Genomic DNA, 15,025 nt, shown 5'->3' with positions numbered 1-15,025 from the left:
CCCGGATGACGAAGCGGAGACGTTATTCGGCAGAATGCAAAGGCCAGGGTTGCGCTTGAAGCCATTCGCGATGAGCTGACGACAGCCAGGTTGGCCAAGAAATACGGCGTCCATCCGACAATGATCAGCGGCTGGAATGAGGCATGAGCGCGCCACCGGTCCGAGTGCCATGCCGAACGCCGTGATCGAGAACATCGCATCGGCGCTTGGCGGTTCCGCCTCGGCCGAGCCGGCGATTTCCGAGAAGGATGTCGAGAAGCTGCACCCCAAAAATCGGCCAGTTGGTCATGGAACGCGTTTTTTGTCGCAAGCCTCCAGTCTCATCCCTTGCACTGGAGGCAGCAAGCCGTGAGGCGGGACAATCCGATCCCAGTGTCCGGCAACAGTGCAGCCCGCTGTCGCCGGCGCGATCCAGCCTCTCCTGCCACCCGCGCGGGGAACGCGCCGAGAACCTGGCCGTCAAGGAAATCATCGACCGGCAGTTTCTAAAAACGCCCTGATACGGCTCGCTGCACATGGCCCGCCACATGCAGCGAGAGGGGCGCCGATGCAGGCGGCATCGGGTGCGGCGGCTGATGAGGCTCGTGCGGCTGGGGCCGATTTACCAGGAGCTGAAAACCAGCAAGAAGTATCCGGCGCACAAGATATTCCCATATCTTTTGAAAGACTTGCTCATCAACCGACCCAATCAGATCTGGTGCAGGCGCATCAGCTACATCCCGATGCGCGGCGGATTTCTGTACCTTGTGGCGGTCATGGACTGGCACGGCCGAAAGGCACTGAGCTGGCGGTTGTCCGACGCGATGGACGCGGGATTTTGCGTCGAGGCACTGGCGAAGTCCGGCACGCCGGACATATTCAACTCCGACCAGGACTCGCAATTCACCAGCACCGATTTCACTGACGTGCTGCGCGACGCCAGGGTGAAGATCTCGATGGACGGCCGCGGTCGCTGGATCGACAACCGGATGATCGAGCGCTTCTGGCGATCCCTCAAATACGAATGCGTCGACCTGAACGCCTTCGAGACCGGCTCTGAGGCCCGGAACGGCATCGGCACCTGGATCAGCTACGACAACGAAAAACGCCCACACTCATCGCATGGGTTGCTGACGCCCGACGAGGCCTATGGTCGCCGGACCCCGAACCTGAAGATCGCCGCCTGACGTGAAACCAAAGCTATAGTTTAGCCCGGCGGAAAACTGGTTAAAAAACCCGGACCAGCTCTAATTAAGCCCTTTGTGGGAGCAGTGATCAAGATCCAAGGCGACATCCCGCTTCGCTGCGCCGTAGGAGCGAAGCTTGTCAGTGATGATCCGTCCGGGCCCGAAGCCCCAGCGGTTCATCAGCCTGACCAAAAGTCGGTTTGCGGCGTAATTGAGTTCAGGGGCATGCGCCATCCGAAGTCGGTGATCCTGAATGCGGTGTTATTATACCTCCGCGCCACGAATACCTATCGTGATTTCGAGGAAATCCTGACCGAACGCGGGGTCACGGTTGATCACGCCACGCTGAACCGCTGGGTGGTGAAGTTTGCGCCGCTGATCGCGGCCCGGGCGCAGGCAAGGAAGCGGCCGACCGCCACGTCCTGGCGGATGGACGAAACCTACATCAAGGTGAAGGGTCGCGGGACCTACCTCCATCGCGCTGTGGACCGGGATGGCCAGACGCTCGATGTCATGCTCTGCGAGCACCGGGATCTGGCGGCAGCTCGGCAGTTCTTCAAGCACGCGAACGGCGTGGCAGACCGAGCCGTCATCGACAAAAGCGGCGTCAACCTGGCCGGTCTGGAGACGGTCAACGTCATCCTGAGATTCACCGGTAGCGGTCGCTCCATCGAGATCCGGCAGGTCAAGTACCTCAACAACATCCTTGAACAGGACCACCGCTTCATCAAACGGATCACCTGCCCCATGATGGGCTTCATTTCAGGATGTGTCGCGCGCTTAGCACCCCTGACTGACAACTGCCTCAACGACTTGGCTGGCCGTCGCTGCGGTATCCTGCCATCCGGGCAGGGTCTGGCCAGCCCTCTTGGCCGCGTGGGTCAGACGTTCGCGTAGCGGCTTGTCGGACAGGATGCGATCCAGTGCCGCCGCGAATGCCGCCGGGTCGTCGGTCGGTGTCAGCAACCTCGTGCCCGGGGGCAGTGTTTCGGGGACGGCGCCGGTGTCGCAGCTGACGACAGGCAGACCGTTCAGCAATGCCTCGTCGAAAACGATGCCGTAGCCCTCGTATCTGGTTGCAAGGGCAAAGACCGACGCGCGGGCGTAAAGATGCTGCAACCGGCGTTCACTGACCCGACCGGCCAGATGGATCCGCGCCCCGACCGGGCTTGCCTGCACCATATCCTGCAGGGCCGACGCGTGGGCCCTGTCCCATGGATTACCAACGATGACCGCCTGCCAGTCCAGATGCGCGATCTGCCCCAGCGCCGCGATCAGCACGTCATGTCCCTTGCGCGGATGCAGGATGCCAACCGACAGGATCAGGGGCGGACTGACGGGCACACGCGGCTGGCGCGTCTTGTCAATGCCCGGCCGGGCCACGGTGATCTTCGAAGGTGGCACGTCATAACGGTCGATCAGGATCCGCCGCGTATGCGGGCTGGGCACCAGAACATGACGCGAAATGCGCAGATTTTCCCGCTCGGTCTGCAGCAGCTGCGCCCGGCGCTTGTCACACAGGCCGCTTTCTTCTGCCAAAGGGTGATGCACCATCGCGATGACCGGCGCAGGGACAGCAGCCAGCCCGCCGGGGTCGATGGACCCGGAAACCAGCCCGTCAAGGATCAGGGGCCGGTCCGGGTCGATGGCCTGCAACATGCGGATCGCATGCGCCATGTCGTCCGGGGCCGCATCCGGAAAGCTGGCGGGCAATTCCAGATGCTGCATGTCGTGACCCAGATCGCGCAGCCCGGCCAGCAGTCGCTTTTCATAAAGATAACCGCCGGTCAGGGTGTCGATATCCCCCGGAATTGCAAAGGCACAGGGGATCATGGGCGAACCTGTTCAGGGGCATAGACAGAGAGGATGCGCCGTTCGATGACGGCGACGCCGGCATAGCACAGGGCCGAGATCGTGGTGACCACGGCGACCGCCGCCCACAGCATATTGTAATCCGACACCGAGGCCGACAGCGCCATCAGGCTGCCAAGCCCGCGACCGGTAGTCAGCCATTCAACGACGGTCACGGCAAGGATCGCGGCGGGAACGCTCATCCTGGCGGCGGCGAAAAACGCGGGCAGCATGGCTGGAACACGGATATGCACCATCTGACGCAGCCGCCCTGCGGCATAGATATGGAACACGTCAAGGATCTGCCCCGGCGCCTGGCGCATCCCGTGCAGGCAGGCGACCAGCGTCGGAAAGAACACCATCGCCGCGACCAGCGAAATCGTCCCAAGCGCACCGCGTCCCAGAAACAGCACGATCAGCGGCGCCGTGGTGACGATCGGCACCGATCGCAAGGCAACGGCAATCGGCATGACCAGCGTCGACAGGTTCGGCACAAGCACCAGCGCGATGGCCAATCCCGCGCCAAGCATCAGTCCGGCGACATAACCGGGCAGAAGGAACACCGCCGTTTCAGTCAGGGCCGTCCACAACGTGTCACGGGTGGCGGCGGCCTGCGGTGCGGTCGTCAGCGCGGCCAGAACGTCTTGCGGAGATTTGGCGAAGAACGGGTTCATTCCCGGCAGCGCCATACCCGCCCACCACAAGACAAGCACCGCCGCGATCAGCAAGGCGGGCTGAGAAAGCCGGCTTAGGCCGGAGGCGGGCTTGCCGCGCGGCGGCGACAGGATCACGGGCGGCCGGTCATGCAGGACCATGCGCGCAACTGCGCCGATCGCGCCATAGACCACCATCGACACCGCCGCCGCCGCCACCGCAATCGCCCACAGTGCAGGCACGTCCAGCGCCCGCATGAAACGGATCGTCAGCACGCCCATGCCCTGCTCGGCCCCCGTGAATTCGCCCACCATCGCGCCAAGAAAGGCGGCGGGCGCGGCGATCTGCAGCCCCGCGAACAGATAGGGCAAGGCGGTACGGGCGCGCACATGGATCAGTTCCGACCAGCGGCCCCGCCCATAGCTGTGGACCAGATCCAGCCAGACGGCGGGCGTCGCGCGAAGCCCGGTCAACAGCGGGATCAGCGTCGTGTAATAGACGGCCAGCGCGGCAAGAACGATCTGCGGCCCATCGCCCGGCCCCATCAGAACGCGCAGGATCGGGCCGGTCGCGATCAGCGGCAGGCAGAACACCACCAGTGCCAGACCCGAAATCAGGTTCAGAAGGCGCGGCCAGATCATCGCCACCCCCGCCAATGCCATGGCGACAAGATTTCCCACCAGAAACCCCAGCGTGGCATTGGTCAGGGTCTTGCCCAGGGCACGCCCAAGCAGTCCGGGATTGGCGGTAATCCAGCCCGCGACCTCGGCAGGACCGGCAATCAGATGACCGCCCCTCAGGACCGCTGCCAATGCGCCCCAGCCGATAAGTAAAAGCACCCCGCCCAGAAGCGGCGGGCCGACGGATGCCACCCGCATCATTGTGCCGCCATCGGGGCATTGTCGGCATCGCCCTGCGCCAGCGCCTTTGATGTGCGGGTGACCAGGGCCCTGAAATCGGCACCATGCGCATCGCGCGGATGGGGCAACGGCACCGCGATATCCGCGACGATCCGGGCCGGGCGCGGGCTGAGAACAAGGATACTATCCGCCAGCGTCACGGCCTCGTGGATGGAATGCGTGACCAGCAGGGTCGTGGTCCCGCGAGACTGCCAAAGCGGCGGCAGGTCGCGGGCCAGCTGACGACGGGTCAGTTCGTCCACCGCGCCGAAGGGCTCATCCAGCAGCAGGATTCGCGGCTGCGTTGCCAGCGCCCGCGCTATCGCAGCGCGCTGACGCATGCCACCCGACAATGCAGCAGGTCGCGTTTTTTCGGACCCCGACAGGCCGACCAGCCCGATCAGTTCATCCACCAAGGTCGGGTCGGGCGACTGTCGCGCCAGTTTCCGCGCCAGCGCGACATTCGCGCGAACGGTCAGCCATGGCAAAAGCGACGGATCCTGAAACGCAACCGAGATCGCGCCAAGCGCAGTTTGTCGGGAGGGTGGCAGATCGTCGATCAGCACCTTTCCCTCGCTTGGATCTTCAAGCCCGGCAATCAGGCGCAACAGCGTCGATTTCCCGCAGCCGGAAGGCCCGACCAATGCCGTGGTGGCGCCCGGCTGGAATGTCACGTCAAGCGGCGCGACCGCACGCAGACCGCCGGGAAAGGATTTGCCCAGACCGGTGCACTCAATTCGGGCGCAGCCCTGAATCTCAGCCATGGACTTCTTCAAGGATCGAGCGATCCCACAGATCGGGCGTGACCTCGCGCCCCAGAAGCGCCAGCGTCTTGATATTCGCCTGAACGCTGTCATCGCTGAACCAGCCGAAACCCCGCTGTGCCGTCAGGTCGGAAAACATCAGCGGCACCTGACGTTCCGCCTGCAGTTTCTGGGTCGCCAGATCCAGACCGGCATCCGGGAACATCTTCACCGTCAGTTCGGCCGCGGCGTCGGTATCCGTCTGATAGGCCTGCCACCCCCGCAGCTCGCCCGACATCAGCGCGACCAGTTCGGCGCGGCGATCGCGCAGGCTGTCTTCGGTCGCGATATAGGTCTGGGAATGGACCGCATAGCCATGATCGGCCATCAGCATCGTCCGCGCCTCGATGCCGTTGATCGCCATTGCGACCGGCAGGTCCGTTTCCCAGCACAGCAGGCAATCGACCTCGCCCGATACCAGAGGTTGCGCGGAATATTGCGTCGGCACGATCTCGATCGCATCGAAATCGACATCATTCAGGATGCAAAGCGCCTGCAGAACCGGTGTATTGGCCAAGGCCATGCCGATTTTCCGCCCGACAAGATCGGCGGGGGTGGTGACCGGGTTGCCCGACAGCGATGCAATCGCGAACGGGTTCTTCTGCATCGCGACACCGATGATCTTGAACTTTGCCCCCTGTGCGACCGCCGCGGCGGTGTAATCGGCGGCGGAAATCCCTACAAGCGCCGAACCGGAAACGACCGGGGGTTCGACCGGGGCGTTGGGCCCGCCCTGCAACAGCGACACGTCCAGACCGGCATCCTGCCACCAGCCGTTCTTCTGCGCCAGATAGCTGCCGGCGAATTGCACGGAATGCAGCCATGACAGTTGCAGGCTGACCGGCGTCGCGGCATGGGCGGCCTGACGCGCAAAGGGCAGCATGGCGGCACCGGCCGCCGCCGTCAGCATCCCGCGCCGGGTGAGGATTGGGCAAGACATCACGAAATCTCCGTTTTTGGTTTGTCCGACGCAGGGCTTGTGGGGCAAACACGCCGATGCGCCCTTGCGTTCCCGCTGCGTCGCAAGATCGGCACGACAAGGCCCGGCAGGCTGCTGACAAGGAACAGGATACCAAAAGCCAGGCTGGCGGCCAGACCCGCACCTGCGCCAAGTCCTGCCAGCGGAAAGATTGCCGCTGCCGCCCCCTCTCGGACGCCCCAGCCCGCGATCGAGATCGGGATCATCATGGCAAACAGGATCGGGGGTATCAAAATCAGCGCGGTCAAGGGCGGCAGGGTCGTGCCGGTGGCGCGGGCGGCCAATGCAAAGGCGGCGATATTGGCCAGAACCGTGCCAAGGCTGAGCAGAATCTGACGCGACAGCATGCCGCGCGCCATCAGCCCCAGCGATAACGCCTGCCGAAGTGTCGCCGCCACACGGCCCGAAGCACGCGCGACGATCAGCGCCGCGAGGGCCACGGCTGACAGCAAGACGGTCAGGATCGCAGGCAGATGCGGAGGCAAGGGCTGATCCACGGGCAAAACCCACACCGCGACCACAGCCGTCAGCAGCACGACCACCAGCATCGCATTTCCCATGAACCGTTCCAGAATGACGGCCAGCGCGGCGGGCGTCCTGCCGTTCCGGCCCGCGCTGCGCAAGGCGCGCCCGACATCGCCGGTCATGCCGCCCGGCAGGATCTGATTCACCAACTGGCCGAGATAATATTCCCCAAGCGCGTGGGATGCGCTTATCCCGATCCCCAATTGCCGCGCTGTCAGCCGCCAGCGCCATGCCGACAGCCATGTCTGCACGTTCAGCGCGACAAAAGCCGCCAAGGCCCATCCGGGCGACATGTCGCCCAGACGCGTCAGGGCATCGGTGCCTCGCAGCGCAAGCCACACCAGCGCCAGCATCGACAGGGCAATCACGGCACGCAGGACATTCATGACGGCGCCGCGTCGCTGGTAAAACCGGTCAGGATCAGATCGCGCATCCTGTCCATTGGCATGGCCTCGCTTTCATCGGGCGGTATCAGCCCCAAGGTGAAGCCCCAACCGGCGGTCCGCGCAACCAGATCTTCCGGACCGATGACATGCAGGGCAACGTCGCGGCCATCATCCATCGCAATGCCGGGTGCGGCCTGATGGTCCCCCAGCAGAAAGATCAGCGGACCGTCCGGCCCCTGACGTTCGGCGTATTCCAAAGCAGTGCGAAGCGCGTAGTCGACGGAATCGCGATAGTGACGCCGCACTCGATCCCGGTCACGCCACACATCGCGCGGGCTCCCCCCCGATATCGCCATATCGTTGAACTCGGATCCATCGCCGATGGCGTCCCAGTCCAGCAGATGCGGCACCGGCGTCCATGGCGCATGCGACGAGACAAGCGCAATCTGCACGAACAGATGCGGGCGATCCGGATTCTGTCGCAACAGACGGTCGGTGGCGGTCAGCGTGAACTGATCGGGCATCGTGACCCAGTTGAAGGGCTTGCCGCGATAGCCCAGATCCTTGGCGGGCAGGATATGGTCAAATCCCATCCGCTGCGCCTCGGGCCAGGGCATGGTGATGGCGGGCATGACGGCAGCGGTCTCAAAGCCCGCCTTGCGCGCCAGATGAAAGATCGACTGACGCCCGCTGGCCAGCACCGCGCGATAACGGGTCTGGTCGCTGACCCACAACCCGTTCGCGAAACTGGCATGCGACAGCCAGCTTTGCCCGCCCTGCGTGGGCGCCGAAAGGAAGCCCGAACGAACCGACAGCCCCGCCCCTTCAAGTCGTGCCTGCGCGCGTTGCAGCGTATCCAGATGGCGTTCGGCAAAAAATTCCACATCGAAGCTGGCCCGGCCATAGCTTTCGACAAAGATCACCAGCACATCGCGATCGATCTGATCCAGAAGGCCTGCCTGCCCTGCATAGGGATCTTCTGCCGCCGCCCGGCGCAGGTTTCGCAGATCCGCGACCGTCTGGCGGGCAAGCTGGATCCTGGACAGTGCATAATGCCCGTTCTCTGCCGCGCCCTGCCCGGCCAGCGACAGGATCAGCGCGACCGCACAGACGGCCAGCATCGCAAGCCGGCTGTGCGACCGCCATTTTTGGGTGGCCCAGACCCCGGTCGCCCACCAGATGAGCCACAGAAGACAGCCACCCACAACTGTCGCGGCCAGCGCGGCCCCGACGGCTGCCAATTGTCCAAAGCTGCCCGCAATCAGGTTCATCGAGGCCGGGATCAGCGGCATGTCGGCCACCGTGTTGAAACTGCGCCCCAGCGCCTGATGCATCGCCAGATCGGCCAGCTTCTGAACCGACAGCAGCCACAACGCCAATGTCAGAACCACCCGCCCTGCCCCGCCGAACAGGCTCAGCAGCGCCAACAGCAGGGGCAGTTCGATCGCAGGAATACCGATCCCGCGCGTCGGCGGCAGGGCAAGCACGCCGCACAGAACCGCGACAGCCAGTGCCGGACGGAACGGGGCACGGGTCATGCATGCCTCATGAGCCAGCGGATATCGACGGCAAAAGACCACAGCAGCGCCGCGCCGGCCAGCCGCGCCAGCGGGATCGCCAGATCCCCCGGCAGTGCCGGCAATTGCAGAAGAACCAGCGTCGCAAGTTGCACGACGCAGATCAGCTTGCGCCGGAACCGTTGTGGCAAGGGCGCGGTCAGGACCGGCCAAAGGGCACCTGCGGCTACGAACATATAACGCGGCAACCCAAGCAGCAGGATCTCGGCCCCGACTGCCGTGCCCGAAAGGACATGCAGCGACAGGATCAGCGCCAATGCGGCATCGACCTCCATATCGAACCGTGCGCCGAATGCGGACGCAAGCCCGCTGCGCCGTGCCATCCACCCATCCACGCCATCCAATGCAAGGGCAACACCGCCGATGACGGCGACGGTCAATCCCGCCGCATCACCTGCCAGCAGGGGCGGGATAAGCGCCGCGAGCAGGGCGGCGCGGATCAACGTCACCGCGTTGCAACCACCGATCCGCGAAAAGGGATAGAAGCGGCGCATCAGCATCAGAACAACGCCTGATCCCGCCAGATACAGGGCCGACGCGATCCACCAGTCCGCTGCATCGCCCGCCGCGCCGCCAAGGCGACACAGCTGCATTACGGCAAGCCCTGCCATCGCGCAGGCCATCACCTGTAGCGGCAGCGGAAACAGCCGGGCGGCGGGCCGTGCGGGACAGGACATCAGGGGGCGGGTTGCACACATCGGCCAAACCTATGCGAAGCCCGTGCGGCGTCAAGCAGAGCCTGCGTCGCGCTAGGCAGAACGGTTCCCGCAGGCTAGACTGATCTCTGAAGAGGATGGATGATGACCCGGCATTCAGACAGCTATCGGACACCCGCACGGCTATTTCACTGGCTGATCGCGGTTGCGGTCCTACTGATGATCCCCGCCGGGCTGATCATGACCCAAAAGGGAATTGCTCGGCCGTTGCAGGATGCGCTGTTCCTGTTTCACAAGAATATGGGCGTCATCCTGATCCCGTTGATCCTGTTGCGGCTGATCTATCGTTTGCGCCACCCGGCGCCGCCCCTGCCCTCATCCATTCCCGATTGGCAGCGCAGCGCGGCGTCGGTGTCGCATCGGCTGCTGTATCTGCTGCTGATCGTGATGCCGATCAGCGGTTTTGTCAGGGTCCGCGCGGGTGGTTTCCCGATCGAGCTGCTGGATCGTTTGGGTGTGGGGCCCTGGCTTGCCAAATCCGACGCGCTTGCAGATGCCGCCAAGGGTCTGCATTACGCTGCCGGAATGGCCCTGATCGCGCTGCTTGCGCTACATATCGGCGCGGCGTTGCAGCACGGACTGATCCGCCGCGATGGCGTCTGGGCCCGCATCTGGCCGCCCGTTCGCCCCCGGTCCTAGAAGTTTGATGGCAGGTTGGGTCGCAAACGTCTCTTCTACCCTGAAAGCCAAATGCACAGTCGGACCCAATTCGGGCAACAAGGGGCCGGGCACAAGAGGCATTACCCGGCAAACGCAGGTTGCGGCATCAAGCTGTCTGCGCAAGAATTGCGCCCAAAGCCCGTCCCCAAAGACGATTTCGACACCACCTTGAACCGCCGAAAACTGGCCGTGACGATCCGTTTGGGCAGGCCAAAACGCTTGATCAGTGCTTTCAACAGACGCTTGGCGCGCTTGGATTGCAGGATTTCTTCCAGAACGATCCCCTCTTGGTCAACCGCGCGCCAGAGCCGGAATTTCCGCCCCAAGATCATCTCCACAACTTCGTCGAGATGCCAGACACCCCCCGGAGGCACCTGCCGCCGGCGCAAGTTTCGGGCGATCTGCGGGGCGGGCTGACGGCAATGGCGTCGTGGTATTCACGCGTTTCGTAGGCACCGTCGACGATGACGCTGCCGATCCGCTCGTCCGTCGGGATCTGCCCGAACAGGTCGGGTAGCACCGGAGCATCACCTATGTGGATTCCGGTGATCTCGACAGCGCGGACCTCCAGTGTTTCCTCATCAATCCCGAGATGGAACCAGCGCCAGACGCGCCGTTTGTGACCGCCATGCTTGCGGGCGCGCCACTCGCCTTCGCCCTCGATCTTGATGCCGATGCTGTTGATCAGCAGGTGCAACAGCCCCTTGGACCCGCAATACGGGAGATTGACGGCCAGCGTCTTTCGGCGGCGTGACAGCGTGCTGAAGTTGGGCGCCGTACAGTCAAGGCCAACCAGCCGCAGCAGACTTTCGACGAACCCGGTCGTCTGCCCAAGCGCCATGCCGAACAACACCTTCACCGAGAGCCACGTCCATATGGCGGTAACTCTGCTGGTGGCCACGCTTGCCTGTCGGCGCGGCCTCCCAGATCATTTCGGGATCGAACCAGTTCGTCACCGAGCCCCGGCGCCTGAGCGCTTCATTATAGCCTGGCCAGTTGCTGGTCTTGCAGTTTGGGGGTGTAGGGCTGCCCATGCACCCTAGCGACCAAACTGGATCCATGAGAAGAAAACCCACACGGAATTTTCGCAACAGAGCCGTTTGTCGCGCCCGTTTCGACGCACGTAACCTAAGGACATCGGGTTGTTGCTCGCAGATGCGAAGACGATCCTGGGGCAAATGCAGAATGTGATCCTGCTCGGCCATGTCGAAAAAATTTCCGTAGCCAACAGGATCTATCCTGCCCGCGCCGAGCTCCGAGCCATACATGATTACGCGTGGAGCGCCGCGACAAGCCGGTAGCCGCGCCGAAGCGCGGTCAGCCCCGCGCCCACGGCAACGCTCCACAAGGCGATGTACAGAACGCCCCCATCTCCACCCCATAGAGGCTCTAGGATCGCAAGCAGTGCTGCCCCGGTGATCAGCGCCATCCTGTGTGGCTTGGCCATCGGGCCGGAAAAGTCCGCAGGTTGGCCCAGATTGGACCCCAGCTCCCGCACATAGGCGGTCAGGAAGGCAAAGCTGACTGCTGCCCAACCCAGCGCGGCTGCGCCAAGCCCCAGACCGACGCCTGCAAGGATCAGCGCGTCAGACACGCGGTCGGGAAATTCGTTCCAGAACCCGCCATCGGGGGAACCGCGCCCAGCCTCGATCGCGACCATGCCATCCAGTAAATTGCAAAGCAGCCGGATCTGGCACATTCCGGCGGCAAGGATCAGCAGGAGCGCGCGTCCGAGGCCATCCGCGTTTCCGACCGCCCAGAAACACAGTCCCGAACCCAGCGCCGCGACCATCCCGGCGATTGAAATCTGATTGGGCGTGACCGAGGTCGCGGCCAGCCGGCTCGACAGGCGCCGGGCCCAGCCAGTGTCGCGACTGGCCAACGGTCGGCGATTGGGGCGGTTGTCAGGCATTGCGACGGCTCCATAGGGCGAAGGTGTAGGCGGCGGAATAGACGGTCGTGACCGACAGTGGCACGACGATGGTGGGCAGGATTTCCGGTGTGCCGGCAAGGCGATGAATGACACTCAGCAGCAAGGCCGAGGCCCCCAACGCCAGCAGCGGCGGCATGATCAGCGTCGCCAACCCCTGCAAACGCGCCGACAACGCCTCGAGCATACGTTTCAGCCCGAGGGTGATCAGTGCCGACAGACTGCCCTGCACGAAACCGGCCAGCAACATCTGGGGCAGAGGATGGCTGCGATTGGCAAAGGCAGCCCAGCCCCCCATCAGCAGGAAGGCCACCGCCATATGCAACGCAGAGCTTTGCAGGGACAAGCGCATCAGCCGACGTTCCAGAAATAGCGCGTCAGGTGGAAATAGATCGGCGCCGCAAAGACAACCGAATCCAGCCGGTCGATGAACCCGCCGTGGCCGGCAATGGTGTGGCCCCAGTCCTTGACGCCCTTGTCACGCTTGATCGCCGACATGACCAGCCCGCCAAGAAAGCCCATTATGGTGACCGCAAGCCCCATCACCCCAGCCTGCCACGGGTTGAACGGGGTCATGAAGGACAGCGCCACGCCGATCAGCGTTGCGGTCAGACAGCCACCAAGAAAGCCCTCGACCGTTTTCGATGGCGACAGCTTTGGCGAGATCTTGCGCCGTCCAACCAGCTTGCCCCAGACATATTGCAGCACATCGCTCAGCTGTACGACGATCACCAGCCAGGCGATCATCAGCACCATGCGACCTTCAAATCCGGGGATCTGCAGGTTCATCAATGCCGGAACATGGGACACGCAAAACACACAGATCATCAGCGCCCACTGCATTTCAGCGATGCGCACCAGATAATTCCGGGTCTCGCCCGACAGCGCCGAAACTATGGGCAGCAGCAAGAAGACCCAGACCGGGATAAAGATCGAGTACAGCCCGTACCATGAGATCCAGATCAGGTAATATTGAACCGGCAGCACGATGAAAAACACTGCCGCCAGTGTCCGGTGATCGGCGCGGGACGCACTGGTCAGCGTCATGAACTCGCGCAGCGCCGCGAAGGAGCAGATGGCAAACAGGATGATTGCTCCGGTCCGCCCGCCCAGCAAGGCCAGTGACATGACTGCCGCCATCACCCACCAGGCACGGATGCGATCGTTGAGGTTCTCGATCGCCGCATTTTCGCCACCGGGTGACAGACGGATCTGCAGGAGGAGCCCGATGACCGAGGCAACCGCCAGCACAAGGCCGATCCCGGCAATGACGGCTATCAGGTCAGAATGAACGTTCTGCATCGTCAGGCTTTCTATTTGGGGTTCAGTGCCAGCAGCGCATTGCGGGCGCGGGTCAGGAAGGCGTCCTTGCCCTCACCCTCGCTGATCCGCAGCGGTGCGCCGAAGATCACCTTGCACATCAGCGGCACTGGAATGATCGCACCCTTTGGCAGGACGCGGTTCAGGTTCTCGATCCAGACCGGGATCAGATCGACCTCCGGCCGTGCCCGCGCCAACCGGTAGATGCCAGAGCGGAATTCCAGCAATTCGGCATCGGTCAGGTTCCTGGTGCCTTCGGGAAAAATGATCAGCGAGTCCCCGGCATCCAGGGCGGCCGCCATCTGTGCAATGGGATCGTCCCCCGCCCGATCGCGATTGCGTTCGATGAGCAGGCTGTTGAACACATCGGTGCCAATGAATTCGCGCAGGCCACCCCTGCGCCAGTAATCAGCCCCCGCGACCGGGCGGGTGCGGCGGCGATCACGCTTCGGCAGAACCGACCAGATCAGCACGAAATCGCCGTGGCTGACATGATTGGCGAAATAAATGCGCTTGCGCCGCATGCCGGGGTCGATGCCCGCCCATTCCGGCTGCACCGCCGTCAGCAGCCGGGCAAAAGTAGTAATTGCCCATGAAACCAGCTCGGTCATAGCTGTCCGTATTGGCCCACGTCCGCTTCTCATGCTTAGCCTTGTTATCTTCCCTCGCAAACGTGGCGGAGACTGTCGCAACATCCCGACCGATGCAAGCTTCGCGTTGCATGGCGGATGATAGGGTTAGGTCAGGCGTCGAGCCCTGAACGTTACGATCCGCCAGCATGGTTTTAAGGTGGTCAGCTCCGCAGCATGGTCAGCCCAAAAGCATTGTCAGGTTGTTTTCTGCGGCACGCCTGAGCGGATCTGGGCGTCAGGTCGCTTCCGATCTGGGATCGAGTTTTCGACGCTCGGGGGAACTGGATCCGGGCGATTTCCGATGAAGAAGGTGCCCGGACGAGACGTCGATCTGCTGCTGCGCGAGAATGAACGGATGGCCTCAAGAGCAACCTTGCCTTGAACTCGGTCGGACAACGTTTTCGCTTCGTCACCTAGGGTGTTTCTTCGCCAATCGCTACCGCTTGGCATCTGGTCCAAAACCTCGTGACCATTTCTCGACTACTTTTTTTGTCAGGGTTTGCGACACAATCGGAACTTGAAGGACCGGCAAAGGTCTGCGCAACGAGCGCGACAGCCATGACGCCGTCGATCAGCGCCGCAGCAGTGCGCCTTGATAACCCTTGGCAAAACCCGGAAATCCCTGCGCAACCAAGAATGATCGCCCCTGCTCCAGCGGCTTCGAGACCGGCGATGATCATGGCCAGCCGGTCTTCCACATCCTGTTCGTCATCTTTCACCTTTAGCATTGGTACACCCGCGGCAACGATGCCTACGCAGGCTTGTTGATGACCACAGGCCGTTACGTTCGCCGCGATCAGCGGCACAGGGGGGTCAAGTGTCGTCACGATTCCGAAACGGTCGTTATGCAGGGCCGCGAGCGACATGGTCGCCTGTCCGATGCCAATTCCCGGACGATGCGATGCGGCCCGTAGCATGGGCAGACCG

The 15,025-nt window shown here is 63.2% G+C and carries 12 protein-coding genes and 7 pseudogenes; 4 read left to right on the top strand and 15 right to left on the bottom strand.

The window, feature by feature from the left end; translation table 11 throughout:
- Positions 1 to 5: 5 nt before the first annotated feature.
- A pseudogene (locus PAF17_RS09610) lies at positions 6 to 1,166 on the top strand (IS3 family transposase).
- A 63-nt stretch (positions 1,167 to 1,229) separates the two neighbouring features.
- Here PAF17_RS09610 and PAF17_RS09605 read toward each other — a convergent pair.
- A pseudogene (locus PAF17_RS09605) lies at positions 1,230 to 1,373 on the bottom strand (IS6 family transposase); the annotation flags it as partial.
- Positions 1,374 to 1,391: 18 nt separating this feature from the next.
- Here PAF17_RS09605 and PAF17_RS09600 point away from each other — a divergent pair.
- Positions 1,392 to 1,925: pseudogene (locus PAF17_RS09600) on the top strand (IS6 family transposase); the annotation flags it as partial.
- 21 nt (positions 1,926 to 1,946) lie between these two features.
- Here PAF17_RS09600 and PAF17_RS09595 read toward each other — a convergent pair.
- The 7 genes and pseudogenes from PAF17_RS09595 to PAF17_RS09565 form a co-directional block, all read right to left on the bottom strand.
- Positions 1,947 to 2,999, bottom strand: a complete 1,053-nt coding sequence (locus tag PAF17_RS09595; protein ID WP_271888880.1) for a glycosyltransferase family 4 protein — start codon at positions 2,997 to 2,999, stop codon at positions 1,947 to 1,949.
- Positions 2,996 to 4,549 (bottom strand): ABC transporter permease, encoded by a 1,554-nt coding sequence (locus PAF17_RS09590; protein ID WP_334223663.1) that lies wholly within the window; start codon positions 4,547 to 4,549, stop codon positions 2,996 to 2,998. The genes PAF17_RS09595 and PAF17_RS09590 overlap by 4 nt, the downstream gene beginning before the upstream one ends.
- Positions 4,549 to 5,229, bottom strand: a pseudogene (locus tag PAF17_RS09585) (ABC transporter ATP-binding protein); the annotation flags it as partial. The gene PAF17_RS09590 and the pseudogene PAF17_RS09585, both read right to left, overlap by 1 nt.
- A 97-nt stretch (positions 5,230 to 5,326) precedes the next feature.
- On the bottom strand, positions 5,327 to 6,313 hold the full coding sequence (locus PAF17_RS09580) for an ABC transporter substrate-binding protein (protein WP_408636396.1): 987 nt from the start codon (positions 6,311 to 6,313) through the stop codon (positions 5,327 to 5,329).
- Positions 6,313 to 7,263 carry a lysylphosphatidylglycerol synthase transmembrane domain-containing protein gene (locus PAF17_RS09575; RefSeq protein ID WP_271888877.1) on the bottom strand — a complete coding sequence of 317 codons (951 nt, stop codon included), beginning with the start codon at positions 7,261 to 7,263 and terminating at the stop codon, positions 6,313 to 6,315. The genes PAF17_RS09580 and PAF17_RS09575 overlap by 1 nt, the downstream gene beginning before the upstream one ends.
- The gene (locus PAF17_RS09570; protein WP_271888876.1) at positions 7,260 to 8,801 is read right to left on the bottom strand and encodes a sulfatase-like hydrolase/transferase; all 1,542 of its coding nucleotides are present in this window, start codon (positions 8,799 to 8,801) and stop codon (positions 7,260 to 7,262) included. The genes PAF17_RS09575 and PAF17_RS09570 overlap by 4 nt, the downstream gene beginning before the upstream one ends.
- Positions 8,798 to 9,538 (bottom strand): CDP-alcohol phosphatidyltransferase family protein, encoded by a 741-nt coding sequence (locus PAF17_RS09565; protein WP_271888875.1) that lies wholly within the window; start codon positions 9,536 to 9,538, stop codon positions 8,798 to 8,800. Before PAF17_RS09565 ends, PAF17_RS09570 begins: the two co-directional genes overlap by 4 nt.
- Before the next feature lie 102 nt (positions 9,539 to 9,640).
- Here PAF17_RS09565 and PAF17_RS09560 point away from each other — a divergent pair, with 102 nt between their 5' ends.
- Positions 9,641 to 10,195: a cytochrome b gene (locus tag PAF17_RS09560; RefSeq protein ID WP_271888874.1), complete on the top strand. Its 555-nt coding sequence runs from the start codon at positions 9,641 to 9,643 to the stop codon at positions 10,193 to 10,195.
- 191 nt (positions 10,196 to 10,386) lie between these two features.
- On the opposite strand, the pseudogene PAF17_RS20235 reads toward PAF17_RS09560, so the two are convergent.
- Positions 10,387 to 10,623: pseudogene (locus PAF17_RS20235) on the bottom strand (DDE-type integrase/transposase/recombinase); the annotation flags it as partial.
- Positions 10,548 to 11,250 (bottom strand): annotated as a pseudogene (locus PAF17_RS09550) (IS5 family transposase); the annotation flags it as partial. The pseudogenes PAF17_RS20235 and PAF17_RS09550, both read right to left, overlap by 76 nt.
- Positions 11,251 to 11,271: 21 nt before the next feature.
- Between PAF17_RS09550 and PAF17_RS09545 the strand changes: the two are divergent.
- A pseudogene (locus PAF17_RS09545) lies at positions 11,272 to 11,490 on the top strand (ISKra4 family transposase); the annotation flags it as partial.
- On the opposite strand, the gene PAF17_RS09540 reads toward PAF17_RS09545, so the two are convergent.
- The 5 genes from PAF17_RS09540 to PAF17_RS09520 form a co-directional block, all read right to left on the bottom strand.
- Positions 11,487 to 12,128: a CDP-alcohol phosphatidyltransferase family protein gene (locus PAF17_RS09540; RefSeq protein ID WP_271888873.1), complete on the bottom strand. Its 642-nt coding sequence runs from the start codon at positions 12,126 to 12,128 to the stop codon at positions 11,487 to 11,489. The pseudogene PAF17_RS09545 and the gene PAF17_RS09540 sit on opposite strands and share 4 nt — an antisense overlap.
- A complete protein-coding gene (locus PAF17_RS09535; protein ID WP_271888872.1) occupies positions 12,121 to 12,498 on the bottom strand; it encodes a hypothetical protein in 378 nt (125 codons plus the stop codon). The genes PAF17_RS09540 and PAF17_RS09535 overlap by 8 nt, the downstream gene beginning before the upstream one ends.
- Positions 12,498 to 13,448, bottom strand: a complete 951-nt coding sequence (locus tag PAF17_RS09530; RefSeq protein ID WP_271888871.1) for a phosphatidate cytidylyltransferase — start codon at positions 13,446 to 13,448, stop codon at positions 12,498 to 12,500. The genes PAF17_RS09535 and PAF17_RS09530 overlap by 1 nt, the downstream gene beginning before the upstream one ends.
- 11 nt (positions 13,449 to 13,459) lie before the next feature.
- On the bottom strand, positions 13,460 to 14,077 hold the full coding sequence (locus PAF17_RS09525; RefSeq protein WP_271888870.1) for a lysophospholipid acyltransferase family protein: 618 nt from the start codon (positions 14,075 to 14,077) through the stop codon (positions 13,460 to 13,462).
- Between the two features lie 434 nt (positions 14,078 to 14,511).
- Positions 14,512 to 15,015, bottom strand: coding sequence for an aspartate/glutamate racemase family protein (locus tag PAF17_RS09520; protein ID WP_271888869.1), 504 nt, complete (start codon positions 15,013 to 15,015; stop codon positions 14,512 to 14,514).
- Positions 15,016 to 15,025 lie beyond the last annotated feature (10 nt).

Origin of the sequence: Paracoccus onchidii, from assembly GCF_028294535.1 — a bacterium.
GTDB lineage: Bacteria > Pseudomonadota > Alphaproteobacteria > Rhodobacterales > Rhodobacteraceae > Paracoccus > Paracoccus onchidii.
Note: the sequence above shows the minus strand (reverse complement) of the source record. Positions and strands in the feature narration are given on the sequence as shown.

Coding starts and splice junctions, on each gene's coding strand:
- PAF17_RS09525 (WP_271888870.1), bottom strand. CDS start 14,077: ATGACCGAGCTGGTTTCATGGGCAATTACTACTTTTGCCCGGCTGCTG.
- PAF17_RS09580 (WP_408636396.1), bottom strand. CDS start 6,313: ATGTCTTGCCCAATCCTCACCCGGCGCGGGATGCTGACGGCGGCGGCC.
- PAF17_RS09595 (WP_271888880.1), bottom strand. CDS start 2,999: ATGATCCCCTGTGCCTTTGCAATTCCGGGGGATATCGACACCCTGACC.
- PAF17_RS09560 (WP_271888874.1), top strand. CDS start 9,641: ATGACCCGGCATTCAGACAGCTATCGGACACCCGCACGGCTATTTCAC.
- PAF17_RS09575 (WP_271888877.1), bottom strand. CDS start 7,263: ATGAATGTCCTGCGTGCCGTGATTGCCCTGTCGATGCTGGCGCTGGTG.
- PAF17_RS09590 (WP_334223663.1), bottom strand. CDS start 4,549: ATGCGGGTGGCATCCGTCGGCCCGCCGCTTCTGGGCGGGGTGCTTTTA.
- PAF17_RS09565 (WP_271888875.1), bottom strand. CDS start 9,538: ATGTGTGCAACCCGCCCCCTGATGTCCTGTCCCGCACGGCCCGCCGCC.
- PAF17_RS09570 (WP_271888876.1), bottom strand. CDS start 8,801: ATGACCCGTGCCCCGTTCCGTCCGGCACTGGCTGTCGCGGTTCTGTGC.
- PAF17_RS09535 (WP_271888872.1), bottom strand. CDS start 12,498: ATGCGCTTGTCCCTGCAAAGCTCTGCGTTGCATATGGCGGTGGCCTTC.
- PAF17_RS09520 (WP_271888869.1), bottom strand. CDS start 15,015: ATGCTACGGGCCGCATCGCATCGTCCGGGAATTGGCATCGGACAGGCG.
- PAF17_RS09540 (WP_271888873.1), bottom strand. CDS start 12,128: ATGCCTGACAACCGCCCCAATCGCCGACCGTTGGCCAGTCGCGACACT.
- PAF17_RS09530 (WP_271888871.1), bottom strand. CDS start 13,448: ATGCAGAACGTTCATTCTGACCTGATAGCCGTCATTGCCGGGATCGGC.